At 71.4% G+C, this 18,744-nt stretch carries 16 protein-coding genes; 2 read left to right on the forward strand and 14 right to left on the reverse strand.

The window, feature by feature from the left end:
* Window positions 1-50 precede the first annotated feature (50 nt).
* On the reverse strand, window positions 51-2,273 hold the full coding sequence (locus tag RIF65_RS09870) for an ABC transporter ATP-binding protein (RefSeq protein ID WP_309066177.1): 2,223 nt from the start codon (window positions 2,271-2,273) through the stop codon (window positions 51-53).
* Window positions 2,270-3,997, reverse strand: a complete 1,728-nt coding sequence (locus RIF65_RS09875) for an ABC transporter ATP-binding protein (protein WP_309066176.1) — start codon at window positions 3,995-3,997, stop codon at window positions 2,270-2,272. The genes RIF65_RS09870 and RIF65_RS09875 overlap by 4 nt, the downstream gene beginning before the upstream one ends.
* A gap of 182 nt (window positions 3,998-4,179) precedes the next feature.
* On the opposite strand from RIF65_RS09875, the gene RIF65_RS09880 reads away from it, so the two are divergent.
* Window positions 4,180-5,409 (forward strand): glycosyltransferase family 4 protein, encoded by a 1,230-nt coding sequence (locus RIF65_RS09880; protein ID WP_309066175.1) that lies wholly within the window; start codon window positions 4,180-4,182, stop codon window positions 5,407-5,409.
* 114 nt (window positions 5,410-5,523) lie between these two features.
* Here the strand turns inward: RIF65_RS09880 and RIF65_RS09885 are convergent, their stop codons facing one another.
* The gene (locus RIF65_RS09885; protein WP_309066174.1) at window positions 5,524-6,588 is read right to left on the reverse strand and encodes an enoyl-CoA hydratase/isomerase family protein; all 1,065 of its coding nucleotides are present in this window, start codon (window positions 6,586-6,588) and stop codon (window positions 5,524-5,526) included.
* A gap of 129 nt (window positions 6,589-6,717) precedes the next feature.
* Between RIF65_RS09885 and RIF65_RS09890 the strand changes: the two genes are divergently transcribed.
* Window positions 6,718-9,270: an ATP-binding cassette domain-containing protein gene (locus tag RIF65_RS09890; RefSeq protein ID WP_309066173.1), complete on the forward strand. Its 2,553-nt coding sequence runs from the start codon at window positions 6,718-6,720 to the stop codon at window positions 9,268-9,270.
* A 13-nt stretch (window positions 9,271-9,283) separates the two neighbouring features.
* Here the strand turns inward: RIF65_RS09890 and RIF65_RS09895 are convergent, their stop codons facing one another.
* From RIF65_RS09895 to hemE, 11 genes are all read right to left on the reverse strand, one after another.
* Complete coding sequence (locus RIF65_RS09895; protein ID WP_309066172.1) at window positions 9,284-9,733, reverse strand: hypothetical protein; 450 nt, start codon at window positions 9,731-9,733, stop codon at window positions 9,284-9,286.
* A 203-nt stretch (window positions 9,734-9,936) separates the two neighbouring features.
* Window positions 9,937-11,256 carry a glutamate-1-semialdehyde 2,1-aminomutase gene (gene hemL / locus RIF65_RS09900; protein WP_309066171.1) on the reverse strand — a complete coding sequence of 440 codons (1,320 nt, stop codon included), beginning with the start codon at window positions 11,254-11,256 and terminating at the stop codon, window positions 9,937-9,939.
* A gap of 59 nt (window positions 11,257-11,315) precedes the next feature.
* A complete protein-coding gene (gene hemB / locus RIF65_RS09905; RefSeq protein ID WP_309066170.1) occupies window positions 11,316-12,299 on the reverse strand; it encodes a porphobilinogen synthase in 984 nt (327 codons plus the stop codon).
* Entirely contained in the window at window positions 12,296-13,093 is a 798-nt protein-coding gene (locus RIF65_RS09910; protein ID WP_309066169.1) for a uroporphyrinogen-III synthase, read from the reverse strand. The genes hemB and RIF65_RS09910 overlap by 4 nt, the downstream gene beginning before the upstream one ends.
* 5 nt (window positions 13,094-13,098) lie before the next feature.
* A complete protein-coding gene (gene hemC / locus RIF65_RS09915) occupies window positions 13,099-14,085 on the reverse strand; it encodes a hydroxymethylbilane synthase (RefSeq protein WP_309066168.1) in 987 nt (328 codons plus the stop codon).
* Window positions 14,082-14,753 carry a hydrogen peroxide-dependent heme synthase gene (gene hemQ, locus RIF65_RS09920; protein WP_309066167.1) on the reverse strand — a complete coding sequence of 224 codons (672 nt, stop codon included), beginning with the start codon at window positions 14,751-14,753 and terminating at the stop codon, window positions 14,082-14,084. The genes hemC and hemQ overlap by 4 nt, the downstream gene beginning before the upstream one ends.
* 63 nt (window positions 14,754-14,816) lie before the next feature.
* A complete protein-coding gene (locus RIF65_RS09925) occupies window positions 14,817-15,104 on the reverse strand; it encodes a hypothetical protein (protein WP_309066166.1) in 288 nt (95 codons plus the stop codon).
* Window positions 15,091-15,498 (reverse strand): phage holin family protein, encoded by a 408-nt coding sequence (locus RIF65_RS09930; RefSeq protein ID WP_309066165.1) that lies wholly within the window; start codon window positions 15,496-15,498, stop codon window positions 15,091-15,093. Before RIF65_RS09930 ends, RIF65_RS09925 begins: the two co-directional genes overlap by 14 nt.
* A gap of 1 nt (window position 15,499) precedes the next feature.
* Window positions 15,500-15,922, reverse strand: coding sequence for a hypothetical protein (locus RIF65_RS09935; protein WP_309066164.1), 423 nt, complete (start codon window positions 15,920-15,922; stop codon window positions 15,500-15,502).
* Window positions 15,923-16,055: 133 nt separating this feature from the next.
* Window positions 16,056-17,516 carry a protoporphyrinogen/coproporphyrinogen oxidase gene (locus tag RIF65_RS09940; protein WP_309066163.1) on the reverse strand — a complete coding sequence of 487 codons (1,461 nt, stop codon included), beginning with the start codon at window positions 17,514-17,516 and terminating at the stop codon, window positions 16,056-16,058.
* Window positions 17,517-17,701: 185 nt separating this feature from the next.
* On the reverse strand, window positions 17,702-18,727 hold the full coding sequence (hemE, locus tag RIF65_RS09945; protein WP_309066162.1) for a uroporphyrinogen decarboxylase: 1,026 nt from the start codon (window positions 18,725-18,727) through the stop codon (window positions 17,702-17,704).
* Window positions 18,728-18,744: the final 17 nt, after the last annotated feature.

Below are 18,744 nucleotides of genomic sequence, written 5' to 3' on the forward strand. Positions count from 1 at the left end.
CCCGCCCCTCGAGGTGAGGAGCGGGCGTTCGTTGCACGGGTGGGGGCCGGTCAGCGCGGCTCGCCGGCGGGCTCCCGTTCGGCGGATGCCGCGGAGTCGGCATCCGGAGCGGCGCCGCCCTCGCTCGCCTCGGCCGCCTCGACGAGGAGCGCGGCTTCGGCGTCGACGTCCGCCGCGGCCTGCTCGAACTGGGACTGGTACAGCCGCCAGTACGCGCCCTGCTTCGCGATCAGCTCGTCATGGTCGCCCTGCTCGACGATGTCGCCGTGCTCCATCACCAGGATCAGGTCGGCATCGCGGATGGTCGACAGGCGGTGCGCGATCACGAACGAGGTGCGGCCCTGACGCAGCGCCGCCATGGCGTGCTGCAGCAGCAGCTCGGTGCGGGTGTCGACCGCGCTGGTCGCCTCGTCGAGGATCAGGATCGACGGCTGTGCGACGAACGCCCGGGCGATCGTGATCAGCTGGCGCTCACCGGCAGAGACGTTCGACGCGTCCTCGTCGAGCACGGTGTCGTACCCGTCGGGCAGTGAGTGCACGAATCGATCCACGTAGGTCGCCTTCGCGGCCGCCATGATCTCCTCGTCGGTCGCGCTCGCCTTGCCGTAGCGGATGTTGTCACGGATGCTGCCCGCGAACAGCCACGGGTCCTGCAGCACCATGCCGGTGCGAGAGCGCAGGTCTTCGCGGCGCATCTGCGCGATGTCCTGACCGTCGAGCAGGATCCGTCCGGAGTTCAGCTCGTAGAACCGCATGATGAGGTTCACCAGCGTCGTCTTGCCCGCCCCCGTGGGGCCGACGATCGCGACGGTCTGCCCTGGTTCCACCCGGAACGAGAGATCATTGATCAGCGGACGGTCCTCGCTGTACGAGAACGCGACGTTCTGGAACTCGATGACACCCTCTGAGCTGGGGCCCTGCGCCTGTTGACCGGCGTTCGACGCGTCGGCGGCATCGGGGTCCTGCTCGTCGGCGTCGAGCAGGTCGAACACGCGCTCGGCGGACGCCGTACCGGACTGCACCACGGCGGCCATGCCGCCCAGCTCGCTCAGCGGTTGACTGAACTGCTGCGAGTACTGGATGAACGCCTGCACGTCTCCGAGACGCAGGTTTCCACCGGCGACCATGAGCCCGCCGAGCACCGCGATGCCGACGTAGGTCAGGTTCCCGACGAACATCATGGCGGGCATGATGATGCCCGAGAGGAACTGCGCCTTGAAGCTCGCCTCGAACAGCTCCTCGTTCTCGACCTGGAACCGTTCCAGCGCGTCCTTCTCGCGTCCGAACACCTTCACCAGCGCGTGACCGGAGAAGGCCTCCTCCACCCGAGCGTTCAGCCGGCCGACCTTGCGCCACTGCGAACCGAACGCCTTCTGCGAGCGCGGCCCGATGATGCCGAAGATGACACCCATCAGCGGCAGCGACACGAGGGCGACGAGGGCCAGCTGCCAGGAGATGGAGAACATCATGATCAGCACGCCCACGACGGTGAGCACCGACGTCAGCGCGCCCGACAGCGACTGTTGCATGGTCTGCGTGATGTTGTCGATGTCGTTCGTGACGCGCGAGATGAGCTCGCCGCGCTGCACCTTGTCGAAGTACGACAGTGGCAGGCGGTTGATCTTCGCCTCGACCTGCTCGCGGAGACGCCACATGGTGCGGACCATGATCACGTTGATCACGTAGCCCTGGATCCAACTCAGCAGCGCGGAGACGACGTAGATCGCCAGAGCCGCCACGATGATCCAGCGGAGCCGCTCGAAGTCGACGCCGGCGCCGACCGAGAAGTTCTGCATCGCGCCGACCATGTTGGCGAAGTCGTCCTGACCGGCCCCGCGCAGCACCTCTACGACCTGTTCCTTGCTCGTCCCCTGCGGGAAGCCGGGGAAGTCCCCGAACCCCGTGCCGAGGATGTGCGAGATGAAGCCCTCGTAGACGACGTTGGTCGCCTCGCCGAGCACCTTCGGCGCAATCACGGCGAGCACGACTCCGATCGCACCGAGGAACGACACCAGGGCGAACCACACGGCGGACGGCCTGAGCAGCCCGATCATCCGCTTGAAGCTGGGGCCGAAGTGATCCGCCTTGCCCGGGGCGGGGCCGTCGAACATGCCGCCGCCCTCGAGACGTGCCTTCTCGGCGAGCTCCGCCTCCTCCCGCTCCGCCTCGGTCAGCTCCGGCTGCGTCGCGGCGCCGCTCGCCGCTCGGCGCCCGCGCGCGGCGGCCACGCGCTCACGGCGAGCAGCCTTCTTGTCGAGCTTGTCGGCGCTCATGCGTCCACCCCCAGCTGCGACTCGACGATCTCCTTGTAGGTCGCGTTCGATGCCAGCAGCTCTTCGTGCGTGCCGGAACCGACCATCGTGCCGTCCTCCAGCACGACGATGCGGTCGGCGTCGGTGATGGTCGACACGCGCTGCGCGACCACGATCTTGGTGACGTCGGGCAGCTCGCGCCACAGCGCCTGGCGGAGCCGGGCGTCGGTGGTGAGGTCGAGCGCCGAGAACGAGTCGTCGAACACGAGGATCCGCGGCTGGTGCACGAGCGCCCGCGCGATCGCGAGCCGCTGACGCTGACCGCCCGACACGTTCGTGCCGCCCTGCGAGATCCGCGAGTTCAGCCCGTCCGGCATCGCCTCGACGAAGTCACGGCCCTGCGCGATCTCCAGCGCCTTCCACAGTTCCTCGTCGGTGGCGTCCTCCCGCCCGTAGCGAAGGTTGGAGGCCACGGTGCCGGTGAACAGGAAGGGACGCTGCGGCACGAGCCCGATGCTCTTCCAGAGCGCCTCGACGTCGGCATCCCGCACGTCCACGCCGCCGACCCGCACGAGACCGCCGGTGACGTCGAACAGTCGCGGGATCAGCGAGACGAGGGTGGTCTTGCCCGATCCTGTCGAGCCGACGATCGCGACTGTCTGCCCGGGCTCCACCCGGAAGCTGATCCCGGAGAGCACCGGCGCTTCGGCGCCGGGGTAGGTGAACTCGACGTCCTCGAAGGCCACGGAACCGGGAGCGGGGAAGTCGGTGACGCCGTTCTCGGGGCGGGTCATCGACGACTCGGCATCCAGCACCTCGCCCACGCGCTCGGCCGAGACGGCGGCGCGCGGGATCATCATGGCCATGAAGCTCGACATGATGACGCCCATCATGATCTGACCGATGTACTGCATGAATGCGAACAGTGTGCCGACCTCGACATCGCCCTGGTTGACCTCGATGCCGCCGAACCAGATGACGGCGACGACTGTGACGTTCAGGATCAGCATGAACAGCGGGAACAGCAGCACGAACAGCGAGCCGACGTTGCGGCCGACGATCATGATGTCGGTGTTCGCGCCGCGGAACCGCTCCTCCTCGATGCGCTCCCGCACGAAGGCCCGCACCACGCGCACGCCGGTGAGCTGCTCGCGCATGATGCGGTTCACGGTGTCGAGCTTGCTCTGGTAGCTGCGGAACAGCGGGACCATCCGGCCGATGATGATGCCGGCGACGATGAGCAGTGCGGGCACCGAGACGCCGATCAGCCAGCTGAGGCCGACGTTCGTCTGGACGGCCATGATGATGCCGCCGATGGCGAGCAGCGGCGCGGTGACGAACATCGTCGCGCCCATCATCGCCAGCATCTGCACCTGCTGGACGTCGTTGGTGTTGCGAGTGATCAGCGAGCCGGCGCCGAACTGCGACACCTCACGTTCGGAGAAGCCGCTGACGCGGGAGAACACGTCGGCGCGAATGTCGCGCCCTGCCGACATGGCGGCGCGCGCCGCGAAGTAGGTGGCGATGACCGAGGCGACGATCTGGCCGAGCGAGATCATCAGCATGAACGAGCCGTGGGTCCAGATGTAGCCGATGTCGGCCATCGCGACGCCGCGGTCGATGATATCGGCGTTCAGCCGCGGGAGGTACAGCGAGGCCATCGCGCTGGCGAACTGGAACACCAGCACGCCGAGCAGGAGCCATCGATATCGTTTGAGATAGCGGAGCAGGATTCTTCCCAGCACAGGCGGACTTCCTTTTGGGATCGGGGCCGCGATCGGGCCACATGACAGGGTGCCACGAAGGTCCGACATCCGTATCCCCCTGAAGGATGACCTTCGCTGACAGCGAAACGAATCCCGGATCAGCCCAGGTTTCTGCACCGCGTCGAAGAACCTAACCGCACCCCGCGCATAGACTCGCAGGCATGCGAGAAGACGATGCCGCCGCGACCACCGTGCTGCTGGTGTGCGACTACTCGCTGAAGTATCTCGGCGGTGCGCAGACCGCGTTCGTCCGGCAGGCCGAGGCGCTGGCGAGCGAGGGGGTCGGCGTGGTCGTGCTCGCGCCGGATGCCGACGCGCTGCGGCCCCAGCCGGGTCGGGCGGATGCCGGAGAAGCGGATGCCGCTGCCGCCGCCGGCCCGGACGTCCTCGCCCGCGTCGTGACCGTCTCCCCGCCGCGACGCGGAACCATCCCTGTGCTCGACCTGCCGCTGCTCGGACGCGCCGCCGTGCTGGAGCCCCTGGTCGCGGCGACCATCCGCCGACACCGCGTCACCGCCATCGTCGTGCACTCCGAGTTCGCCCTCGCCGCCGCGGCTCTCTCGGTCGGGCGGCGGCTCGGCATCCCCGTGCTGCACACGGTGCACACCTTCTTCTGGCGGGCGCCCGCGGTGCTCGCCCCGTTCGCGCCGGTCGTGTCGGCGGTGCACAGCAGGCTGACCGGCATCCGCGGCGGCGACCGCGCGACGGGCAGCCATCCGCTCAACAACGCCCTGCGCACGATGACCCTGCGCATCGCGCAGCGCGCGGACATCGTGCTGTCGCCGTCGGTGCACCAGGCCGAGGCGCTGCGGGCCGCGGGCGCCGGACGCGTGGAGGCGTTCTCGAACGTGGCACAGCCGCTGCGGACGGCATCCGCTCACTCCGCCGGCGGACCGCTCCGGCTGCTCTGGGTGGCGCGCTTCGCCCCCGAGAAGCGGGTCGGCGTCGCGCTGGACGCGATGCGTCTCGTGATCGAGCGCCTGGGCGCGGGACGGGTGCACCTCGACGTCGCCGGCGGCGAGCACCGTCCGGTCACCGGCGTGACGTTCCACGGCGCGGTCCCTGGCACGAGGGTGAGCGAACTGATGGCGGGCGCCGATGCCGCGCTGATCACGTCGCTGGGCTTCGACAACCAGCCGATGGTCGCGCTCGAGGCGTTCGCGCACGGCCGGCCGGTGATCGTCAGCGATCCCGTGCTCGCGAAGGAGTTCGGCGACGCGGCGATCGGCACTCCGACGCCGGATGCCGAAGGGCTGGCCGACCTGATCGTGCGGCTCGAGGCGGACCGCTCGCTGCTCGACGCCCCGCGCGCCGGCGCGATCGAGTACGCGAAGGAACGGCAGCCCGCGGCGCACGTCGCCCGGTTGCTGCAGCTCATCGCGTCGGTGTGACCCGCGGGCGGGATGCTCGGTCTGCGTCCCCCACCCAGCATGGGATCCGAACGCAGGTACTGAGGCCCGCGAACCGGACTTCGGCTCCCACGCTGCGAGGTTCCACCGTCCGCTTCACCCGAACAGCGGGATCTGCGGCACGTACTCGCGGGCCGGTGCCCCGGCATCCGCGCCCAGCTCGGCGATCGAGGCGGGCTGCCACTTCGGGCTGCGGTCCTTGTCGATCACCTGTGCGCGGATGCCCTCGACGAGGTCCGGATGGTTGTGCACGAACCACATCACGCGGCGGTACTCGCCGACCAGCGCCTCCCGCACCGTCCGCATCCCCCGCGATTCGCGCACGGCGTCGAGGGTGACGGCGAGGCCGGTGGGCGCGAGCTCCTCGAGCGTGGCGAGAGCGGATGCCGCATCCTCGGCATCCGATTCGCGCAGCCGGTCGGCGATCTCGGCGACCGATCCGGCGGAGAAGGCGTCGTCCACCCAGGAGCGCGCCGCGGGCAGGCGGGACGGCTCCGGCGTCTCGTCGAAGAGCAGCACCAGTTCGTTCGGCGTCGAGGGGTCGGCCCGGTTGGCGAGCGCGTCACGCAGGGCGTCGAGGTTCTCCGACGGCACGAAGTGATCGGCGAAGCCCATCGCGATGGCATCCGCTCCGCTCATCGTCGTGCCGGTGAGGCCGAGGTACTCGCCGAGACGGCCGGGCGCGCGGCTGAGCAGCCAGGTGCCCCCGACGTCGGGCGTGAACCCGATGCGCGTCTCCGGCATGGCCAGGCGGGAGCGCTCGGTGACCACCCGCACGGCGGCGTGGCCGGCCAGTCCGATGCCGCCACCCATGGTGATGCCGTCGGCGAAGGCGACGACGGGCTTGGGGTACTCCGCGATCGCGGCGTTCATCGCGTACTCGGTACGGAAGAACTCCCCCGCGAGCTCCGGCTGCCCGCCGCGGATCTGCTCGTACAGCGCGCGAACGTCGCCGCCGGCGCACAGTCCGCGGTCGCCCTCGCCGTCGATGAGCACCGTCTGGATGTCGGTGTCGTCGCGCCACGCGTCGAGGGCGGCGGTGATCTGCAGGATCATGTCGGGGTCGAGCGCGTTGATCGCCCGCGGCCGGTTGAGCGTGATCCGGCCCAGGGAGTTCTCGGTGCGGACGAGGACGTGCTGCGGTGCTTCGGCGTCGGTCACGATCGTCAGGCTACCCCGCGTGGAGGGGTCGCCGCGGATGCCGCCGATGGGCGTTATCGGCAGGTGAACGGGCGAAATCCTGGGATTTCCGCAAAGATGGGGGGAACCGCCCTGATCAGAGAGGTCACGATGCACGAAGGACTGGTGCTCGAGTTCGCACACGTCACGAAGCGCTTCGGCGCCGTGACGGCCGTGTCGGATCTCTCCGTGCGCGTCGAGCCGGGGGCCGTCACCGGCTTCCTCGGACCCAACGGCGCGGGCAAGACGACTTCGCTGCGGATGCTGCTCGGGCAGATCCGCCCCACGTCCGGCACCGCGACGATCGGCGGGGTGAACTACTCGGAGCTGCGCAACCCCGCCCGCGCGATCGGCGCGGTCCTCGAAGAGGCCGCGTACCGGCCGCGGCGCACTGCGGCGCGTCAGCTGTCGATCGCCGCGAAGGCGAACGGCATCCCGGCCAGCCGGGTCGACGAGGTGCTGCGCCTGGTCGGTCTGCAGGACGACGCCGACACGAGGATCGGCGGGTACTCACTGGGCATGCGTCAGCGTCTCAGCGTCGCGACCGCCCTGCTCGGCGATCCGGGCGCCCTCGTGCTCGACGAGCCCGCGAACGGCCTCGACCCGGAGGGTATCCGCTGGATGCGTCTGCTGATGCGACGCCTCGCCGACGAGGGGCGCACCGTGCTGGTGTCGTCTCACGTGCTGAGCGAGATCGAGCAGGTCGCCGACAACGTGGTGGTGCTCTCGAAGGGCACCGCCGTGTACGCGGGCAGCATCGACGACCTCGCCGACCCGAGCGGCGCCGTGATCGTGGACGCTCACGACCGCGAGGGCCTGAAGGCGGCGCTGACCGCAGCCGGTCTGCCGTTCGACGTGCTGCGCTCGGGTCTGACGGTTCGGGGGTCGGATGCCGCGGCCGTCGGCGCCGTCGCCGCCGAGGCGGGCGTCGCCCTGACCACGCTGCAGCAGCGCGGGCCCAGCCTCGAGGAGGTCTTCCTCGACCTGGTCTACGGTCGCCGCGCCGACAGTCCGCGGCTCGACGAGGTCGCCAACCCCGTCGCGCACGCGCCGTCCTCTCAGCCGGATGCCGTCCAGCCCGGCGACCAGTCACTCGCGGCCGCCGGCGTGCCGCTGGCCGGCGCGGGTGCGGCCGCGGGTGCCGGTGCCGCGGCGGGTGCCGGTGCCGCGGCGGGTGCCGGTGCTGCGGTCGGTGCGATCTCGGACACCGGGGCGGATGCCGGTGGGGTTTCGGATGCCGGTGGCGCCGAGAACGCGGACGCCGAGGGCGGGAACACCTCGGACGCCGGTGACGGCGCGGAGACCGAGGAGCAGGGCCGCGGCGATGCCGTCGAGGCGGCGCAGGCGGGCGAACCGTTCGCCGGCGAGTCGGCCCGCGAAGACACGCACGCTGAGGGCGCCGACGCTGAGGGCGCCGACGCTGAGGATGCGGGCACTGAGGATGCAAGCGCTGAGGGTCCCGACACTGGGCGCCCGGACGCTGAGGATGCCGGCGCTGAGGATGCAAGCGCTGAGGGCCCGGACACTGAGGGCGCCGCTCCGCTCGCCGAGGGCGAGCCCGGTGAGCCCGAAGGTGAGCGGGGCGAGCACTTTGCGGCCGAGCCCGCCGAGCACGGCGAGGGCGAGCCGGCCGAGCACCTCGAGGGCGAGCCCGGCGAGCAGTCCCCAGGCGAGCACGGCGAGCAGCCCGAGGGTGCCCAGGGCGAGCACGGCGAGCCCGGTGAGGACGAGCAGCCTGGGGGCGAGCAATCGGCGTCCGAGAACGTGGACGACGACCAGGCCTGGAGCGACGGCGCCGGTCAGCCCGGCGCCGAAGATCGGACACTCGAAGACCGGACACTCGAAGGCAACGGCGACCAGCCCGACGATGAGCAGCAGCCCGAGGGCGAGCGCTTCGCCGCCGAGCACACCGACCACGGCCAGCGGCCGGAGGGCGCGCAGCACGGCGATGACGAGAACCGTTCCGAGCAGTCCGGAGACGACTTCCTGGCCGCATTGAGCACCGTGCGCATCGATTCTCCGGCATCCGATCAGGACGAGCGCCCCGAGCAGGTTGACGACCAGCGCGACTCCGACGAGACCGGGGATCAGCCTGACTCCGGCGACACGGCCGACCATGAAGACGACCGCACGCGCATGATCGAGCTTCCTCCGACCGGGCTGTGGGGCGACGCCGGGCGGGACGAGGACCAGAACCGCGACGACGCCGGCGGCCCCGATGTCCTGCCGATGGCGACACGGTCGGTCTCGCTTCCCGCGCCTGCCGACCGCCTGACGTTCACCGAGCTGATCACCGGCATCCCGGCGGCGCAGGAGTCCGGCGATGAGGAGTCCGGCGAGCCGGCCACCGGCACGGAGGCGCTGTCCGTCTTCGCGCCGCTGATGTCCGACGAGGATGATGACTCGACGGTCGATGACGACGACGATCCCCGCCTGGCGGCGATGCGCACGTCGCTCTCGGCGGCGGCGAGCCGCTTCTTCGAGGGCACCGCGCCCGACTACCCGTACGGCGACGTGCAGCAGCCCGATGCGGACGAGCGGCACGACCAGGGCGACGAGACGCGCGACGGCGACCAGGAGCACAGCGGCGGCGAGCCGTCACACGACCAGCACGGCGGTGACGAGCACCAGCACGACGGCGGTGATCACCACCACCACGGCTGACCGGATGTGACGGTCAGGCGGGCCGCGGGCGCGGCACCGGACGACGACGCGGCTTCTGCGTGCGCACCGGCGCCGTCGACGCGATGTCGGTGACCTCGGCGGGCTCGTCGGAGACCTCCAGCCGCAGTGCCTGGGTGAGCGCGAGTCCGTGCCGCGTGGACAGGATCAGACGCTGGTAGTCGTCGTCGCCCTCGAGGTCGATGACCACCCCCGGGCGGTGCCGACGGATCAACACGAAGTCGGTCGTGCCGGCGGCACGCCAGGTGCCGGCGGCGAGCACGCCGGGGATGTGCGTCCCGGGGCTGCGGACTCCCCGAAGCCAGGTCCAAGCGTCGTCGGTGAGCTGCACGCGGACGATGTGATCGCGCACGATGCGCACGTTGCCGCGGTGGAAGGCCATGGCTCGCTCGACGGGAGACAGCACGATCTCGAGCTGCGTCTGATCGAGCAGGAGTGTCACCATGCGTCCAGTCTGCCAGCGCAGCCCTGCAAGATGCCTGCGACTTGCTCACAAGCAGGCAACGATCCCCCGAACCGCCGCGTCGGCGTGTTCAACTCCGGATGAGGCGCGCCGCGTACGGCGTGTCACACCCCGACACGCCGCGCCGACGGCGTCCGATCCGGGATCCGGCACGGCGGCGCCAAGGACGGCCCGCCCGCGCCGACTCAGGAAGCGGATGCCGCAGCCGCGGCGGCGGCCGGAAGGGCGGCCTCGATCGCCGCGAGCTCGTCCTCGCAGTGCGCGGCCATGAGGAACCAGGCCTCGAACACGCTCGGCGGGAGGGCGACGCCCTGTTCGCGCATCGCGTGGAAGAACGGTGCGTACCGGAACGATTCCTGGGCCTGCGCCTGCGCGTAGTCGCGCGGGACGGCATCCGCGAACACGATCCCGAACAGGTTGCCGGCGCGCGGCACGGCGTGCACGACTCCGGCATCCGTCAGGGCCGCGTCCAGCGCCGTGGCGAGGCGGTCGGCGGCGGCGTCGACGGTGGCGTACACCTCCGGGGTCGCCAGCTGCAGGGTCGCGATACCCGCCGCGACGGACAGCGGGTTCCCCGACAGCGTACCGGCCTGGTAGACCGGACCGACCGGCGCGAGCATGTCCATGACCGCGGCGCGGCCGCCGAGCGCGGCGAGCGGCATCCCTCCACCGACCACCTTGCCGAAGGTGATGATGTCGGGGACGTACTGCTCGCCGGCCTGCTGCTGCAGACCCCAGAACCCCGCGGGGTGCACGCGGAACCCGGTGAGCACCTCGTCGAGGATCATCAGGGCGCCGTGCTCGTGGGCGGTGTCGGCGATGAGCTTGTTGAAGCCGGGCAGCGGCGGGACGACACCCATGTTCGCGGATGCCGCCTCGACGATGACCGCGGCGATGCGCGGCCCGTGCTCGGCGAAGACCGCGGCGAGCGCGTCGGGGTCGTTGTAGTCGATGACGAGCGTCTGCGCGGCGATCGGTGCGGGCACGCCGGCCGATCCGGGAAGTGCGAGCGTGGCGACACCGGAGCCCGCGGCGGCGAGCAGCCCGTCGGAGTGGCCGTGGTAGTGGCCGGCGAATTTCACGAGCAGGTCGCGTCCCGTCGCGCCGCGAGCGAGGCGGATGGCGGTCATGGTCGCCTCGGTTCCGGTGGACACCAGGCGCACCCGCTCCACAGGGCGCACGTCGCCGTGGCGCACCCGCTCCGCGATCAGCTGTGCCAGTTCGACCTCACCCTCGGTCGGCGCGCCGAACGAGAGTCCTCGGGATGCCGCCTCCTGCACCGCCCGGACGACGTCGGGGTGCGCGTGGCCGAGCAGAGCAGGGCCCCAGGACGCCACGAGGTCGATGTACTCGGCGCCGGCGGCATCCGTCACCCGCGCGCCGTTCGCGGAGGCGAGGAAGCGCGGCGTGCCGCCCACCGAGCCGTACGCGCGCACCGGGGAGTTCACTCCGCCGGGGATCACGGCACGCGCGGTGTCGAACAGGGTGTCGTTGCGGTCGGTCATTCGGGATCCTTCGTTTCGTCTCGTCGCTGCGCTCCTCGCTCAACGACCGGGAGAAGGGGTCAGCGCTCGGCGAGCCAGCGGGCCGCTTCGACGGCCCAATACGTCAGCACTGCGTCGGCGCCGGCGCGGCGGATCGACAGCAGCGATTCGAGCACGGCGCGGCGCCGGTCGATCCAGCCGTTCCCGGCGGCAGCCTCGATCATGGCGTACTCGCCCGACACCTGGTAGGCCCACACCGGCACGTCGACGGTGTCGCGCACCTCACGCAACACGTCGAGGAATGCCATGGCGGGCTTCACCATGACGATGTCTGCGCCCTCGTCCTGGTCGAACAGCGCCTCGCGCACGCCCTCACGCCGGTTGCCGGGGTCGAGCTGATAGGTGCGCCGGTCGCCCTGCAGCTGCGAGTCGACCGCCTCGCGGAACGGCCCGTAGAAGGCGCTGGCATACTTGGCCGCGTAGCCCAGCACCAGGGTGTCGTGGAAGCCCTCGGCGTCGAGCTCCTGACGCACGGCGGCGACCTGGCCGTCCATCATCCCGCTGAGTCCGAGCAGCTGCGAACCGGCACGCGCCTGCGCGAGACCCATCGCGACGTACCGCTCCAGAGTGGCGTCGTTGTCGACCGCGCCGGTGGCGCCGAGCACCCCGCAGTGCCCGTGGTCGGTGAACTCGTCCAGGCACAGATCGGTCTGCACGACCAGCGCGTCGCCGACCTCCGCCGCCACCGCCGCCGTCGCGACGTTGAGGATGCCGTCGGGGTCGTCGGCTCCGGAGCCGTGGGCGTCGCGGACCTCCGGAACACCGAACAGCATGATTCCGCCGACGCCGGTCTCCGCGGCATCCGTCGCCGCCGCGCGGAGCGAGTCGAGCGAGTGCTGCACCACGCCGGGCATCGAGCGGATCGGCTGCGGCTCGGACAGCCCTTCGCGCACGAACATGGGCAGCACGAGCTGGCGCGCCTCGAGCGACGTCTCGCGGACCAGGTCGCGCACGGGAGCCGACTGACGCAGCCGCCGCAGGCGGCTCTCCGGGTTCCGGGTCACGGCGCGAACTCGTCTGCGGCGTGCGGGAGCGTGAAGTGCGACACGGCGTCGATGAGCGCGTCGACGGTCTGCTTGTCGGCGACGACCGAGATCGGCAGGCCCGCCTTGCGGGCATCGGATGCCGTCCGAGGGCCGATCGCGGCGAGCAGCGTGGTGTCGGGGATGGACGGGAACTGCTCCCTGACCTGCTGCGCGACCGAACCGCTGGTGATGAGGATCGCGTTGATACGGCCGCTCTCGACGTCGCGCATGATCCGCTCGGTGACGGGGACACCCACCGTGCGGTACGCCACGACGCTGTCGACGTGGTGACCGGCGGCGAGCAGCGACTCGCTCAGCACGGGCTTGGCGATCTCGCTGCGGAGGGTGAGGATGCGACGGGCCTGCGGCTCGAGGGCGATCAGCTGCTGCGCCATACCCTGCGCGGAGTTGTCCTGCTCGGGCACCAGGTCGACCTCGTAGCCGACGGCCTGCAGCGCGGCGGCGGTGGTCTCGCCGACGGCGGCGACCTTGGTGCCGCGCGGGATGTGCACGCGATGGGCGAACAGCACGTCGACCGTGGTCGCGCTCGTGATGGTCAGCCAGTCGTACTCGCCGGCCTGCAGGCGGGCGAACGCAGCGTCGAGCGCCTCCTGGTCGGTGGTCGGTGCGAAGTTGATCAGCGGCGCGACGACGGGAACGGCGCCCTGCGAGCGCAGGCTCGCGGCGACGCCGTCACCCCAGGGGCCGCCGCGCGGCACGAGCACGCGCCAGCCGGCGAGCGGCTTGGCCGGTTTCGTTTCGGAAGCAGTCATCAGGATCACTCTCGGGGGAGGAGGTCGGCCGCTCCCTGTTCGAGCAGCCGATGAGCCACAGACGTGCCGATGTCACGGATCGCGCGCATCGGGTCTGCACCATCGGCAGCATCCGCACCATTGCCACTGCCGTTCCGTCGAATATACCCCCGCTCGAGCCGCTCGGTGACGTCGATGCCGATCCGGCGGTCGCCCGCGGGCTCGTAGACGACGGCTCGCACGCGCAGCGTGCCGTCCGTGACGGCGGCGTGCGCCGCCATCGGCGCCTGGCATCCGGCCTCGAGTCCGGCGAGGATGTCGCGCTCGACCGTCACGGCCATGCGGGTCTCCTCGTGGTCGAGGCGGGAGAGCGCCTCGAGCAGCTCGGCAGGAGCGTCGGTGGTCGTCTCCACTGCGAGCGCACCCTGACCGGGGGCGGTCGGCCACTCGGCGAGGCCCAACTCCTCGCGGCGGAGCGGGGTGTCGGGTCCAAGCCGGGACAGGCCGGCGGCGGCGAGAACGACGGCATCCAGCTCGCCGGATGCCACCCGCTCGAGTCTCGAGTCGACGTTGCCGCGGATGTCGACGACCTGGGCGTGCGGGGCGCGGCGGCGCACCTGCGCGATGCGGCGGGGCGCGCCGGTTCCGACGGTGCTGCCGCTGCGCAGTTCGTGCAGCGGGGTGCCGCCGCGGGTGATCACGACGTCGCGGGCGTCCTCACGCGCAGGGGTCGCGGCGATGACGAGTCCGTCGGGCACGGCGGTCGGAAGATCCTTGAGGGAGTGCACGAGCAGGTCGCACTCGCCGGCCAGCAGTGCCTCGCGCAGGCGGGTGGCGAAGACCCCGCGGCCGCCGATCTCGGAGAGGGATGCCCGGTTCGTGTCTCCCTCGGAGACGATCGGCACCAGCTCGACGGGGCGCCCGGCGATGCGCTCGAGGGCTGCGGCGACCTGACCCGACTGGGCGGTGGCCAGGGCGCTGCGCCGTGTGCCGAGACGGAGGGGGGTGGTCACTGCAGCACGTCGGCGATCTCGTCGAACCGCAGGCGGCGCCCGGTATAGAAGGGCACCTCCTCCTTCACGAAGCGTCGGGCCTCGGTGTAGCGCAGGTCGCGCATCAGGTCGACGAGCTCGGTGACGTCGTCGGCCTCCAGCGGCAGCAGCCACTCGTAGTCGCCGAGCGCGAAGGCCGCCACGGTGTTGGCGATGACGCCGGTGAACGCGGCCCCCTTGCGTCCGTGGTCGGCGAGCATGCGACGGCGGTCCTCCTCGGGGGCGAGGTACCACTCCGGGGTGCGCACGAACGGGTACAGGCACAGCCACTGCTTGGGCTCGACGCCGCGCAGGAACCCGGGCACGTGCTGTCGGTTGAACTCGGCGTCGCGGTGCACACCCATCACGTTCCACACGGGCAGCAGGCTGCGCAGCAGCTCGGTGCGGCGCAGGCGACGCAGCGAGCGCTGCAACTCCTCGGCGGTGTCGCCGTGCAGCCAGACCATCAGGTCGGCTTCGGCCTTCAGCCCGGAGACGTCGTAGAACCCGCGGACGGTGACACCGGCGTCCTCGATGTGCCCGACGATGGTCTCGAGCTCGGTCGAGTCGCTCTCGGAGACCGGGATGTCGGGGTTGCGGCGCCAGACGGCCCACAGGGTGTATCCGGACGGGTTCTGCTCTTCGGACATGCTTCCAGTCTGCCACCCTCAGCTGGGTGCCTGAGCCGGTCGAAGGGCCCCGCCCCGCGACGTCTAGCGCGAGACGGCGCGCGCGATCACCCAGACGACGCCGCCGATCGCCGCGGCGACGCCGACGACCGCGGCCGCCGCGCCGACCGGGTTCCGCTGCGCGAACTCGCGCGCGCGGACGATGCCGCGCTGCGAGGCCTGTTCGATGCGCCGCGGGAAGTTGCCTTTGATCTCGATGGCCGCCAGCGCCGCCTTCAACTCGGCGCGGGCCGACTCGACCGGGTCGATGATCCCGGCAGGCACCGCGGTGCGCGACAGGACGATGTCGCTGCTGGACTCAGAACTGGTCATTGCCGGCCTCCTTGACGATGCGGACGTCGGTCGCCACGGCTTGCCCCGGATTCTCGCGCTTCATGACCTTGCGGAAGCGCAGGATGCCGAGCAGTGCGAACACCACGGCGATCACCAGCAGCAACCCGAACACTGCCAGGGCGGACAGCCACACCGGCCACCACGAGGACAGGCCGGCGATCGCGAAGGTGAGCAGCACCGGGATCGCCCAGAACAGGAAGAAGAGCGTCAGGACGAACCAGACGCTGCCAATTCCGGCATCCTTGGCGGTGCGCGAGACCCACGCCTTGGCGGCGTTGATCTCGGCCGTGACGAGGTTGCGAACCAGCTCGGGAAGGTCGCCGAGCAGAGTCAGCAGGCTGTCGTCGGCCCGGTCGCGGTACGCCCGCCGCACGTCAGGAGCCGTTCTTCTTGGCGGCGCCCTTGCCGGTCGAGTCGGCGGCGGATGCCGTACCGGCGGACGAGCCCGGCTTCTTGGCGGTGTCGGTCTTGGTACCGCTCTTGTCCTCGCGCGCCTCCGCGACGTCGTCGACGGCGTCCTTGGTGGCGTCGATCGCGGAGTCGAGCTTCTGGCCGGGGGTGCCGGATCCGGAGACCGACTTGACGACCTTGACCGCGCCGTTCCAGACGGCACCAGGGACCGCGGCGGCCTGCGAGCGTGCGAACTCCTGCACCTTCGCGACCTGTTCCTGGACGGGCTCGAGGTTCCAGACCTTCTGCCACTGCGTCCTGATCTGCTCGAAGCGCTGACGCCCTGCGCGTGCGCCGAGCACGTATCCTGCGCCGAGTCCTACGATGAGTCCGATCTTCCCCTTCATGGGAGCCTCCTCCGGTTGTAGCGGCGGGGCCGCCGGCGTGCGCCGGTCGCGGCCGGGTTCCAGGCTAGCGGCATATTCCCGATTCGGCATCTAGTCTTGCGCGTCGGCTGATCGTGGAGTAAGAGACGACGATTCAGCGCCAGAGCAGGGCGTGCCGCAGGCGGTCGCCCTCGGCGACGGCATCCGGAATGACCTGTGCGAGTCCCGTGCCGGCGACCCACGCGCCAACGACGGCGAGACCGGGCACCTGCTGCACCGCCTGGCGGACGGCGTCGCGGCGCTCGGACGCGCCGATGAGCGAGGAGGGCTGCGCCTGCACGAAGCGGGAGCGGTGCGCGGCGACCAGTTGCTCGGGGCGCAGCGCGACGCCGAGCATGGCGGACGCCTCGTCGAGGGCGAGCCGCGCCGCCGCGTCGTCGTCGAGGGAGGAGGTGGCGGCGGGCTCGCCCTGGGTGCCGAACGACACCCGCACCACGTGCCGGCCGACCGCCGCTTCGCGCACCCAGCGCCACTTCGCGGACGAGTGGGTGAGCGCTTTGGCTGCGCGGCTGCCCGGTACGGTCAGCACACCGCTGCCGCGCGGGGCGATGTCGAGTTCCGGCGCGGCCAGCAGCAGCGTCACGATCTCGATCTCGGGAGCAGGCGCGGGCTCGCCGAGACCTGCCACGTGCTCCTCGAGCAGGGCACGCGCGGGAGGCTCGGCGGTGGCGACGATCACGCCGGTGGCGACGAGCGGCTCGGGTGCGGCATCCGTCTCGCCGTCGATCGCGACGGTCCAGGTCTTGCCGTCGCGGGTGAGACCGGTGGCGCGGACCCCGGTCCGCACCTCGGCGTCGTATTTCTCGAGGTCGGTGCGCAGCGCGTCGACGAGTCGGGTCATCCCTCCGGCGAGGCCGAGCACCGCGGAGCCGGGCCTGCCGGCCGCCTTCTCCTGCTGCTCCAGACGCAGCGCGGCGACCGCGCCGGTGAGCGAGCCGACGCGGGTGAGAGCGGCGTTCAGCCCGGGGGCTGCGATGTCGGTGTCGACGTCGTCGGGGTGGGCGGAGTAGACCCCCGCCGTGACCGGCGCCACCAGGCGGTCACGGACGCGCGCGCCCATACGCGAGGCGACGAGCCTGCCGAGGCTGCGCTCGTGCCCGATGGTGAGCGGCGGCCGGAGTCGGTCGAGATAGGCGCGCCACGCGCCGCGCCAGCCGATGATGCGGCGGACGTCGTCCTGGAACGGGTTGGCCGGGATGCCGAGGATGCCGCCGACCGGCAGCGGTGCGTCGGGCGCGTCCGGGATGCCGTGAAGCCAAGCACCGCCGCCTCCGGGCGCGACGACGGCGTCGGAGAGTCCGAGCTCGTCGACGAGTGCGCGAACGTGTCCGCCGCGGGTGGCGAAGCTCTCGGCTCCGGTGTCGACGACGACGCCGTCGAGTTCGGCCGAGCGGATGCTGCCGCCCAGCGCGTCGGCCGCCTCGAGCAGCGTCACCCGCATGCCGACCTTCGCGCATTCGCGGGCGGCGACGAGGCCGCCGATGCCTCCGCCGATCACCACGACGTGCTGCTCAGCGGCGCGGGCGGCGAGTTCGGCGGTGTGCTCGGAGGTCATGGGTCAATCCTTCCACCGCTGCGCGTGTGACCGCGGTCTTCGGGTCGTCGCGTGCGCCCACACCCCGGGTTGCCGCCCACACCCCGGCGTACCGGCGTCCGCGGCCCGGGGTATCGACGCGAACCCGGGGTGTCGCGAGCGCTGCGCGAGGCGCGCGGGCACACCGCATGCACCGCGCTCTGTGGTCAGCGCTCCCCGTGCGCCAGCTCCACGATCTTCGTGAGCTGATCCGGGTCGGTCTCCGGCGGAACGCCGTGCCCGAGGTTCAGGATGTGCCCCTTCGCGGCGCGGCCTCGGTCGATCACGTCGCGGACGTGCGCCTCCAGCACCGGCCACGGCGCCTGCAGCAGCGCGGGATCGATGTTGCCCTGCACGACGGCATCCGGTCCGATCAGGCGAACCGCCTCGTCGAGTGGCATCCGCCAGTCCACGCCGACGGCCGATGCGACGCCGCCAAGGCGCATGTCCCCCAGGAACGGCCCGGTGCCGACACCGAAGTGGATCGTCGGGAGTCCGATGTCGTCGAGCGCGGCGCGCGAGTGCGGCGCGACGAACGCGCGGTAGTCGGCGGGGCTGAGCGACCCGGCCCAGGAGTCGAAGAGCTGCACGACCGACGCCCCGGCGTCGCGCTGGATCTCGAGGAACCGCCGCGAGATGCGCGACAGCCAGCCCGCGAGACGGTTCCACGACTCGGGGTCGGCGTGCATCATGGCCCGGGCGCGCAGGTGCTCCTTCGACGGCCCGCCCTCGACGAGGTAGGCCGCGAGCGTGAACGGGGCACCCGCGAAGCCGATCAGCGGGGTGTCACCCAGGTCGCCGACGGTCAGGCGCACGGCCTCGGCGATCGCGGTGCCGTCCAGGTCGGCGGGATCGATCGCGGTGATCCGCTCGACGTCGGCCGTGGTGCGGACCGGACTGGCGAACACCGGGCCGCGGCCCGGCTCGATCTCGACCTCGACGCCGGCCAGACGCAGCGGGATGACGATGTCACTGAAGAACACGGCCGCGTCGACCTTGTGGCGGCGCACCGGCTGCAGGGTGATCTCGGCCGCGACGTCGGGCGTGAGGCACGCGTCCAGCATCCGCGTCCCGACCCGCAGCTCGCGGTACTCGGGCAGCGAGCGCCCCGCCTGACGCATGAACCAGACGGGGGGCTGAGCGGGGCGATCGCCTGCGAGGGCGCGCAGCAGCGGAGCATCGGAGAGGGGCATGCGTTCATCCTTCCACC

Source organism: Microbacterium sp. (genome assembly GCF_031180975.1).
Taxonomy (GTDB): Bacteria; Actinomycetota; Actinomycetes; order Actinomycetales; family Microbacteriaceae; genus Microbacterium.

Excerpts from the sequence above, each read along its gene's own strand:
- RIF65_RS09925 (WP_309066166.1), bottom strand. The coding sequence starts at position 15,104 with ATGACCAGTTCTGAGTCCAGCAGCGACATCGTCCTGTCGCGCACCGCG.
- RIF65_RS09870 (WP_309066177.1), bottom strand. The coding sequence starts at position 2,273 with ATGAGCGCCGACAAGCTCGACAAGAAGGCTGCTCGCCGTGAGCGCGTG.
- RIF65_RS09940 (WP_309066163.1), bottom strand. The coding sequence starts at position 17,516 with ATGACCTCCGAGCACACCGCCGAACTCGCCGCCCGCGCCGCTGAGCAG.
- hemE (WP_309066162.1), bottom strand. The coding sequence starts at position 18,727 with ATGCCCCTCTCCGATGCTCCGCTGCTGCGCGCCCTCGCAGGCGATCGC.
- RIF65_RS09880 (WP_309066175.1), top strand. The coding sequence starts at position 4,180 with ATGCGAGAAGACGATGCCGCCGCGACCACCGTGCTGCTGGTGTGCGAC.
- hemL (WP_309066171.1), bottom strand. The coding sequence starts at position 11,256 with ATGACCGACCGCAACGACACCCTGTTCGACACCGCGCGTGCCGTGATC.
- RIF65_RS09935 (WP_309066164.1), bottom strand. The coding sequence starts at position 15,922 with ATGAAGGGGAAGATCGGACTCATCGTAGGACTCGGCGCAGGATACGTG.
- RIF65_RS09895 (WP_309066172.1), bottom strand. The coding sequence starts at position 9,733 with ATGGTGACACTCCTGCTCGATCAGACGCAGCTCGAGATCGTGCTGTCT.
- RIF65_RS09890 (WP_309066173.1), top strand. The coding sequence starts at position 6,718 with ATGCACGAAGGACTGGTGCTCGAGTTCGCACACGTCACGAAGCGCTTC.
- RIF65_RS09910 (WP_309066169.1), bottom strand. The coding sequence starts at position 13,093 with ATGACTGCTTCCGAAACGAAACCGGCCAAGCCGCTCGCCGGCTGGCGC.
- hemQ (WP_309066167.1), bottom strand. The coding sequence starts at position 14,753 with ATGTCCGAAGAGCAGAACCCGTCCGGATACACCCTGTGGGCCGTCTGG.